We start from the raw sequence: 9,571 nt of genomic DNA on the forward strand, positions 1-9,571 counted from the left end.
ACACCTACGGTGCCCGGGGCCAGTTGCTGACATTGAGTGTCGAGGACACCGCCTCGAAACGTTCGTTGACGACCGCCTTGAATCACGATGAATTCGGTCGTGAGATCCAGCGTATTTCGCAGTTCGGCGACGGATCTCGCCTGGAAATCCTTCAAGTGTTTGGGGCCGATGACAAACTTCAACAGCGATCGTTGGTGTCCGGTACGCAATCACGTACAGAAACCTTCGCCTACGACAGGCGCGGGCGCCTGAAGCGCTATGACTGTGAGGGCACGCAGGCACCGATCGATGCCTGGGGAAAACGCATTGATTTTCAGGAATTCACCTACGACTACCTCGATAACCTGTTGACGGTGCGTACGGGGTTCGATGGGGAGGTGAACCTGTGCAGGTTTTCCTACGATCGCCCTGATAAAACCCAGTTGAGTTCACTGACTCACAGTCACGCGCACTATCAACCCGGGCAAGTGAGCTTCGAATACGATGCCAACGGTAATCTGCTCAACGATAACCAAGGGCGCACGTTCAGATATGACACGCTGAGTCGGCTCGAAAGTGTGGCCAGCGCTGGCGGTCGTGCGCATTATCAATTCGACGGCGAAGATCAATTGCATGCGGTGGCTGCCGAATCCGGAGAGCTGATCAGGCTTTTCTATAGCGAGCATGCACTGTGCAGCGAAGTGGCCGGTAACCACCGACGCAGTCTGTTGTCAGGCGACGGCAAGTCCTTGGCCGAGCAGCAAGGTGACGACGTTGTCTTGTTTGTCACGGATGGTCAGGGCACGGCCCTTGCGCGCCTTGGATCTCAAGACGAATCTGTTTTGTCTTGTCTTCCTTATGGTGATCGCCCCGCATCGAGCGGACTTGGCGCCCTGCTGGGGTTTCAGGGTGAGCGACTGGACCCGTCAACCGGGTGCTATCTGCTCGGCAGGGGTTATCGGGCCTACAACCCCCGATTGATGCGATTTCACAGCCCCGACAGTTGGAGCCCCTTTGAGGATGGCGGCATCAATGCCTATGCCTATTGTCTGGGAGATCCGGTCAATCTCAAGGATCCCACCGGGCATATCTCGACCTTGGGGTGGGTGAAAATCGGTGTGAGCGCCGCCCTGGCTGCCGCCGCGATTGCCCTGACAGTCGTTACCATGGGCGCAACCGCACCACTCGTACCGATCTCGGCTAACGCCTTCGCCTTGTTAACGCTGGAGGTCATTTCCGCGACGGTTTCAATTGCCTCGGCGGTTGTCGATGAGCTGGCCCCGGATACCGTTGGCGCCCAGCTATTGACCTACTCGTCGATAGCGCTGGGAGTGGTGTCGCTCGGGGCCACCGCGGTTGCAAAAATTGGCAGTAAAGGCATTGGCTTTGCGTTGACGAAAAGTGTGCGCTCCCTGGAGTACGTGGCGACTGCACAACGAGGGGGCGCGCGCGCAGCCGCTGGGCGGCGTCTATATGCCGCTGCTTCTACGGCAAATGAGGCGGTGAAAAGTACCGTCAAATTGCAGAGCCGGCTCAATAACGTGTTGACGGTAAAAACGGTAATCAGTGGGGCGAGTATCGCTGCTACATCAGCGTTCGTGGCCGCGAATTCGGAAAAGTACGCCGCCAAAGTCGACGCAATTCTTCAAAAAAGCTGGCCGTCACTGGCCGAGGATTTCAGTGCTCAGGAGACTCGAAGAGATGTGGTGGACGCTCTGGAGTCATTTACCCATGAGATTGCCGAGCAGATCCTCAAACTGCGCTGCAATTGAGCAATGATGACCAGTGAGTTAGATTCTTTCAAAATGGAATATCAAAGCGAATAAAAGTTATTGTCCGGGAATAAAAAATCTCGGTATTGTCCGCTTCACACCAGCGATAGCACTTCACTGGCACTCTCGTTTTCAAGCCGTCGCCACAAGCGACTGTGATTTTCGATAAGGACACTGCATGAAAAAGGTTCTGTTGTTCACCGCACTGGCAGCTGCCCTGACCGCGGGCCTGGCCCAGGCTGGCGAGAAACTGGTGGTTGCCGCGACCCCGGTCCCACACGCCGAGATTCTCGAGCTGATCAAGCCAACCCTCGCCAAAGAAGGCGTGGACCTGGAAATCAAAGTCTTCACCGACTACGTTCAGCCGAACGTGCAGGTCGACCAGAAGCGTCTGGACGCCAACTACTTCCAGACCCTGCCGTACCTGAAGAGCTTCAACGAAGGCAAAGGCACTCACCTTGAAACCGTGATTGGCGTGCACGTTGAACCTTTCGGCGGCTACTCGAAGAAAGTCAAAACCCTGGCTGAGCTCAAAGATGGCGCGACCATTGCCATCCCGAACGAAGGCAGCAACAGCGGCCGTGCCCTGATCCTGCTGCAGAAGGCTGGCCTGATCGAGTTGAAAGACCCGAAAAACGCCGTGTCGACCCCGAAAGACATCGCCAAGAACCCGCACAACTTCAAGTTCAAGGAGCTTGAGTCCGCGATGTTGCCGCGTGTGCTGGATCAGGTCGACCTGGACATGATCAACACCAACTACGCACTGGAAGCGGGTCTGAACCCGGCTAAAGACGCCCTGGTAATCGAAGGTGCCGATTCGCCTTACGTGAACTTCCTGGTGGCCCGTCCGGACAACAAGGACAGCGTTGCCATCCAGAAACTGGCCAAGGCCCTGACCAGCCCGCAAGTGAAAGCATTCATCGAGAAGAAGTACAGCGGCGCGGTACTGCCGGCGTTCTGATTCGCGAAGCAAACCCCTTTAAGGTTTCAAACGCCGACGGCTGATTTAGCGTCGGCGTTTTTTTTGGGGCGATGGATTGCTCAGACTGGCGTCCCGGCAAATCACGCGTCGTTCAATCCGGCCAATACCATGCCGGTTCATCCAGCATGCGCTGGCCGACAATTGCGGTCTGGCCAAGATCTTTCTCCAGCACGATGCAGTTGCAGTCGGGGTCTTGCTGCAATGCCGAAATCAATCGCCGGGCATGGGACACCACCCACACCTGGCACTGCCCGGAGGCGCGGATGATCAAGCGCGCCAGCGCCGGCAGCAGATCCGGATGCAGGCTGGTTTCCGGCTCGTTCAACACCATGAGTGTCGGCGGCCGTGGTGTCAGCAGTGCGGCGACCAGCAGCAAATAGCGCAACGTCCCGTCCGACAACTCCGCCGCCGACAACGGCCGCAACAACCCCTCCTGATGAAACTCGATGGCGAAGCGCCCGCCCGGCAGCGGTTCGATAGCCAGCCTGGCGCCGGGAAACGCGTCGCTGATCGCGGCTCGCAATGCCTCGGGATCGCCGATTTCGATGATCGTTTGCAAGGCCGCCGCCAGGTCGCGTCCGTCGTGGTGCAGCACCGGCGTGCGGGTGCCCAGTTGCGGCTGGCGCACCGGGGCGTCGGTGTCGCTGCGAAAGTGATCGTAAAAGCGCCAGCGGCGGATGAACTCGCGCATCTCCAGCACTTCCGGCGAACTGCGCAAGCTGCCGACCTGATCGAACAGACTGTCGAACATCGGCGTGTGCTGCGCCAGCACATCCCACTTGCGATCGGCGCGGGCGCGGATCATTGGGCCGTCACGATCGACCAGCAGACTGGCCGGACGATAGAACGCTCCAGCCCAGAGGCATTCGCGCTTGATCTGCGGGTCGAGGCCGAAGCGTGACGGTATGGGCGAACTGTGCCCGGGGAGCATGAAATGGCCATTGGAATCGGGCAGGCCCAGGCTGATCGAGTAGCCAAAATCTTCCCCGGCAAACCCCAGCCGCAGGCGTTTGACGCCCTGGCGCACCGTGGCCTCGACGGGCACTTCGCCATTGCGCATACGCCGGGTGATGGTTTCCGGGCCCGCCCAGAAGGTCGAATTCAGCCCACCTTCGCGGGCCAGCGCATTGACCACGCCGCCCTGAGCGGTTTCCGCCAGCAGGCGCAGTGCACGGTAAAGGTTGGATTTACCGCTGCCATTAGGGCCGGTGATCAGATTCAGCCGGCCCAGCGGGATCACCAATTTGTTGATCGAGCGGTAATTGGCCACCGCGAGGGTCTTGAGCATATTTGTTCCTGAGGCGAGATCGAGCGGGCTCATTTTCAGGTACGTGCAGGCGTCTATGACACGTGTTTTTTGGGGAAAACGTTATGAATTGTTTCTTCATAAAGGGAGCGTGCGCCGTTGAAATCCTGTTCTAAGCTCTCTGTCGAGTTGTCCATAAAAAGGCCAAGGAGTTTGCATGGCGGTTCCCGGATTGAAAGTAGTCATGGCCTTGAGTGTCGTCACCCTGCTAACGGCTTGCGAGGAGAAAAAGCCCGTACAGGAATACCTGCCACGGGTGTTCGTGCAGGTCGTCAAGCCAGCGGATTACGCGGCCTCGGTCACCCTCACCGGTGATATCCAGGCGCGGGTACAGACGGAGCTGTCTTTCCGCGTCGGTGGCAAGATCATCCAGCGTTCGGTTGACGTCGGTGATCGTGTGACCGCCAAGCAAGTGCTCGCCCGGCTCGATCCCAAGGATCTGCAGACCAATGTCGACTCGGCCCAGGCACAAGTGGTCGCCGAACAGGCGCGGGTGAAGCAGAGCGAGCTGGCGTTCGTACGTCAGCAAAAACTCTTGCCCAAGGGCTACACCAGCCAGAGCGAATATGACTCTGCTCAGGCCGCCTTGCACAGCAGCCAGAGCGCCCTGAGCGCGGCCCAGGCGCAGTTGGCCAATGCCAGGGATCAGTTGAGCTATACGGCGCTGATTGCCGATGCGCCGGGGATCATTACCGAGCGTCAGGCGGAAGTCGGCCAGGTGGTGCAGGCGACGATGCCGATCTTCAGCCTGGCCCGGGACGGCGACCGGGATGCGGTGTTCAATGTCTATGAATCGCTGCTGGCCGAGAAGCCGGGAGATCACACCATTGTCCTCAGCTTGCTCGACAACCCTGCGATCAAAACCACCGGCACCGTACGCGAAATCACCCCGTCGGTGTCGGCGCAATCCGGAACCGTGCAGGTCAAGGTCGGCCTCGACAAACTGCCCGACGGCATGCAGTTGGGTTCGGTGGTGAGTGCCACAGCCAGGGGATCGGGCAAGCCGGTCATCGAGTTGCCGTGGTCGGCGCTGACCAAAAACATCAGCAATCCTGCTGTCTGGATTGTCGACGACAAGGGCAAGGCGCAATTGCATTCGGTGACGGTCAGCCGCTACCTGACGGGCAAGGTCATCATCAGTGGCGGGTTGAAGGACGGGGACAAAGTCATCATCGCGGGCGGGCAACTGTTGCACCCGGACATGGAAGTCGAGATTGCCGAAAACACTTACAAGGACCTGACGTGGGGAGCAAAGCCATGAAGCCTTTATGGGCGTTGTCCATCGGGCTGGTGCTGAGCGCCTGTTCCAAGAGCGAACCGCCGCCGGCGCCGGTACGGCCGGTGCTATCGATCAAGGTCCAGGCCTTGAGCGAAGAGGACCTGGGTCGCTTCGCCGGCAGTATCCAGGCACGCTATGAAAGCAATACCGGGTTCCGCGTGGGCGGGCGAATCGCCAGTCGTAACGTCGATGTCGGCGCCGAGGTCGAGAAGGGCACATTGCTCGCCACCCTCGATCCTTCAGATCAGCAGAACCAATTGCGCTCGGCCCAGGGCGATCTGGCGAAAATCCAGGCGCAACTGATCAACGCCAAGGCCACTGCCCAGCGTCAGCAAGCCTTGTTTGACCGCGGGGTCGGCGCGCAAGCACAACTCGACGAGGCCAACACGGACCTGAAAACCACCCAGGCCTCCCTCGATCAGGCCCGGGCAGCCGTCAACCAGAGCAAGGACCAACTGGGCTACACCGAGTTGCGTGTCGACCATAAAGCCGTGGTCACCGCGTGGAGCGCCGAGGCCGGGCAAGTGGTGACGGCCGGTCAGCAAGTGGTGACCCTGGCGCAGCCGGACATCAAGGAAGCGGTGATCGACCTGCCCGATACCCTGGTCGATCAACTGCCCAGCGATGTGGTGTTCCTGGTTGCTGCACAACTTGATCCAAGCATCAACACCACCGCCATCATCCGCGAAATCGAACCCAAGGCTCAAAGCGCCACACGCACCCGTCGCGCCCGCCTGACCCTGGCCGAAACGCCACAGGGCTTCCGCTTGGGTACGGCCATCAGCGTCACCCTGAGCTCGGCGATCAAGCCGCGCATCGAGTTGCCGCTCACCGCGCTGCAGGAGGTCGATGGCAAGCCACGCATCTGGGTGATCGATGCACAGAGTAAAACCGTCTCTCCCCGTGACATCACCGTGATCAGCCGTACCGACAGCACCGTGGTGCTGGCCGGCGGCGTGAAGAACGGCGAGCGGGTGGTCAGTGCGGGCGTGAACAGTCTCAAGCCGGGGCAACAAGTGAAAATCGACGAGGACAGTCAATGAAAGGGCCTTTCAATCTCTCGGAGTGGGCCCTCAAGCATCAGTCGTTCATCTGGTATCTGATGTTCGTCGCATTGCTGATGGGTGTGTTCTCGTACTTCAACCTGGGGCGCGAAGAAGACCCTTCGTTCACCATCAAAACCATGGTGATCCAGAGCAAATGGCCGGGGGCGACCCAGGAGGAAACCCTCAAGCAGATCACTGACCGGATCGAGAAAAAGCTCGAAGAACTCGACTCCCTCGACTATGTGAAAAGCTACACGCGCCCCGGTGAGTCCACTGTGTACGTGTACCTGCGCGACACCACCAGTGCCAAGGACATCCCGGAAATCTGGTACCAGGTGCGCAAGAAGATCAACGACATCAAATACCAGTTCCCGCAAGGCATACAGGGGCCGTCGTTCAACGACGAGTTCGGTGACGTCTTCGGCTCGATCTACGCCTTCACCGCCGACGGCCTGACCCTGCGTCAGTTGCGCGACTACGTGGAACAGGCGCGCATGGAAATTCGCGGCGTGCCGGGGCTGGGCAAGATCGAGATGGTCGGCCAGCAGGACGAAGTGCTGTACCTGAACTTCTCCACGCGCAAACTCGCCGCGCTGGGCATCGATCAGCGTCAGGTGGTGCAGAGCCTGCAAACCCAGAACGCCGTGACCCCGGCAGGTGTCATCGAGGCCGGGCCGGAGCGGATTTCGGTGCGCACTTCAGGGAAGTTCGCTTCGGAGAAAGACCTGGCCGAGGTCAACCTCAAGCTCAACGACCGCTACTATCGTCTGGCCGACATTGCCGAAATCAGTCGCGGCTATGTCGATCCGGCCTCGCCGGAATTCCGCTACAACGGTAAACAGGCCATCGGCCTGGCGATTGCCATGCAAAAGGGTGGCAATGTCCAGGCGTTCGGCAAGGCCTTGCACGAGCGTATCGAACAACTGACCGCCGACCTGCCGGTGGGTGTTGGCATCTACAACGTCTCGGATCAGGCCGTGGTGGTGGAAGAGGCCGTCGGCGGCTTTACCCGTGCGCTGTTCGAAGCGGTGATCATCGTGCTGGTGGTTAGCTTCATCAGCCTCGGTGTGCGTGCCGGGCTGGTGGTGGCGTGCTCGATCCCGTTGGTGCTGGCGTTGGTCTTCGTGTTCATGGAGTACAGCGGCATTACCATGCAGCGGATCTCCCTTGGCGCACTGATCATTTCCCTCGGCCTGATGGTGGACGACGCGATGATCACCGTGGAGATGATGGTCACGCGTCTGGAATTGGGCGAGACCAAGGAGCAGGCGGCGACCTTCGCCTACACCTCCACGGCGTTCCCGATGCTCACCGGTACGCTGGTCACCGTCGCGGGCTTCGTGCCGATCGGCTTGAACGCCAGCTCCGCCGGTGAATACACCTACACCCTGTTTGCGGTGATTGCCTGTGCGATGCTGGTGTCGTGGGTGGTGGCGGTGCTGTTTGCGCCGGTGATCGGCGTGCACATCCTCAGCACCAACGTGAAACCCCACGAAGGCGAACCCGGGCGCATCGGCAAGGCGTTCAACGGCGGGCTGCTGTGGTGCATGCGCAATCGCTGGTGGGCCATTGGCATTACGGTGCTGTGTTTTGTGCTGGCGCTGTTCAGCATGCGCTACGTGCAGAACCAGTTCTTCCCGTCTTCGGATCGTCCTGAAATCCTGGTGGACCTGAACCTGCCGCAAAACGCCTCGCTCGACGAAACCCGCCGGGCCGTCGATCGACTCGAGGCCACGCTCAAGGACGATCCGGACATCGTGCGCTGGAGCACCTATGTCGGTCAGGGCGCGATCCGCTTCTATCTGCCACTGGACCAACAACTGCAAAACCCGTTCTACGCGCAGTTGGTGATCGTCAGCAAAGGCCATACCCGTGAAGCCATGATGCAGAAGCTTCGCGAGCGCTTGCGCAACGACTTCGTCGGCATCGGCAGTTATGTCCAGGCACTGGAAATGGGCCCGCCGGTAGGGCGTCCGATCCAGTACCGGGTCAGCGGCAAAGACGTCGATCAGGTGCGCCGCCATGCCATCGACCTGGCCACCGAGCTGGACAAGAACCCGCACGTTGGCGAGATCATCTACGACTGGAACGAACCGGGCAAAGTCCTGCGCATCGACATCGCCCAGGACAAGGCGCGGCAGTTGGGGTTGTCTTCCGAGGATGTGGCCAACCTGATGAACGGCATCGTCAGTGGCCAGGCGGTGACCCAGGTCGACGACGACATCTACCTGATCAACGTGGTCGGTCGCGCGGTAGATTCCGAACGCGGTACGCCGGAAACCCTGCAGAACCTGCAAATCGTCACGCCTAGCGGCACGTCGATTCCGTTGCTGGCGTTCGCCACGGTGCGCTACGAACTGGAGCAGCCGTTGGTATGGCGTAGGGATCGCCTGCCGACCATCACCATCAAGGCGGCGATACGCGACGAGATCCAGCCGACGGACCTGGTGAAAATCCTCAAGCCGTCCATCGACGCTTTCGCTGCCAAACTGCCGGCGGGTTACAAGGTCGCCACCGGTGGTACGGTGGAGGAAAGCGGCAAGGCCCAGGGGCCGATTGCCAAGGTTGTGCCGTTGATGCTGTTCTTGATGGCCACGTTCCTGATGATCCAGTTGCACAGCGTGCAGAAGATGTTCCTGGTCGCCAGCGTCGCGCCACTGGGCTTGATCGGCGTGGTGCTGGCGTTGGTGCCAACCGGAACGCCAATGGGCTTCGTGGCGATCCTGGGGATTCTGGCGCTGATCGGTATCATCATCCGTAACTCGGTGATYCTGGTGACCCAGATCGATGAGTACGAGAATAAAGGCTATGAGCCGTGGGACGCGGTGGTCGAGGCCACTGAACACCGACGCCGGCCGATCCTGCTGACGGCAGCCGCCGCGAGCCTGGGGATGATCCCGATTGCCCGGGAAGTGTTCTGGGGGCCGATGGCCTATGCAATGATCGGCGGGATCGTCATCGCCACCTTGCTGACGCTGCTGTTTTTGCCAGCGCTGTATGTGGCCTGGTACAAGATTCGCGAGCCGAAGAAAGAGGCTGTTTAAAAAGCGAGCGCATCGCGCTCATCGCGAGCAAGCTCGCTCCCACAGGGATTGCGCTGAACCCTGTGGGAGCGGCGGTGCGGCGATCCGACTTGCTCGCGAAGACATCGGCTCTGGCAACAAAAGCAAAAGATCGCAGCCTTCGGCAGCTCCTACATCCCACCTA

Annotated in this window: 6 protein-coding genes; 5 read left to right on the forward strand and 1 reads right to left on the reverse strand. The window is 59.9% G+C overall.

Going from position 1 to position 9,571, the window contains the following annotated elements; translation table 11 throughout:
• Together AC1DVH_RS21135 and AC1DVH_RS21140 are read left to right on the forward strand one after the other, a co-directional pair.
• On the forward strand, positions 1–1,751 hold a 1,751-nt coding region (locus tag AC1DVH_RS21135), incomplete at its 5' end, for an RHS repeat-associated core domain-containing protein (protein ID WP_477755446.1).
• A 178-nt stretch (positions 1,752–1,929) separates the two neighbouring features.
• The gene (locus tag AC1DVH_RS21140; RefSeq protein ID WP_477755447.1) at positions 1,930–2,712 is read left to right on the forward strand and encodes a MetQ/NlpA family ABC transporter substrate-binding protein; all 783 of its coding nucleotides are present in this window, start codon (positions 1,930–1,932) and stop codon (positions 2,710–2,712) included.
• Positions 2,713–2,824: 112 nt separating this feature from the next.
• Here the strand turns inward: AC1DVH_RS21140 and AC1DVH_RS21145 are convergent, their stop codons facing one another.
• Positions 2,825–4,021 (reverse strand): AAA family ATPase, encoded by a 1,197-nt coding sequence (locus AC1DVH_RS21145; protein ID WP_477755448.1) that lies wholly within the window; start codon positions 4,019–4,021, stop codon positions 2,825–2,827.
• A gap of 175 nt (positions 4,022–4,196) precedes the next feature.
• On the opposite strand from AC1DVH_RS21145, the gene AC1DVH_RS21150 reads away from it, so the two are divergent.
• From AC1DVH_RS21150 to AC1DVH_RS21160, 3 genes are read left to right on the forward strand one after another with little or no spacing between them, the layout of a single operon-like run.
• The gene (locus AC1DVH_RS21150) at positions 4,197–5,300 is read left to right on the forward strand and encodes an efflux RND transporter periplasmic adaptor subunit (RefSeq protein WP_477755449.1); all 1,104 of its coding nucleotides are present in this window, start codon (positions 4,197–4,199) and stop codon (positions 5,298–5,300) included.
• Complete coding sequence (locus tag AC1DVH_RS21155) at positions 5,297–6,361, forward strand: efflux RND transporter periplasmic adaptor subunit (protein ID WP_477755450.1); 1,065 nt, start codon at positions 5,297–5,299, stop codon at positions 6,359–6,361. Before AC1DVH_RS21150 ends, AC1DVH_RS21155 begins: the two co-directional genes overlap by 4 nt.
• Positions 6,358–9,408: an efflux RND transporter permease subunit gene (locus AC1DVH_RS21160; protein WP_477755451.1), complete on the forward strand. Its 3,051-nt coding sequence runs from the start codon at positions 6,358–6,360 to the stop codon at positions 9,406–9,408. Before AC1DVH_RS21155 ends, AC1DVH_RS21160 begins: the two co-directional genes overlap by 4 nt.
• Positions 9,409–9,571 lie beyond the last annotated feature (163 nt).

Source organism: Pseudomonas sp. P4_C3, assembly GCF_056402075.1.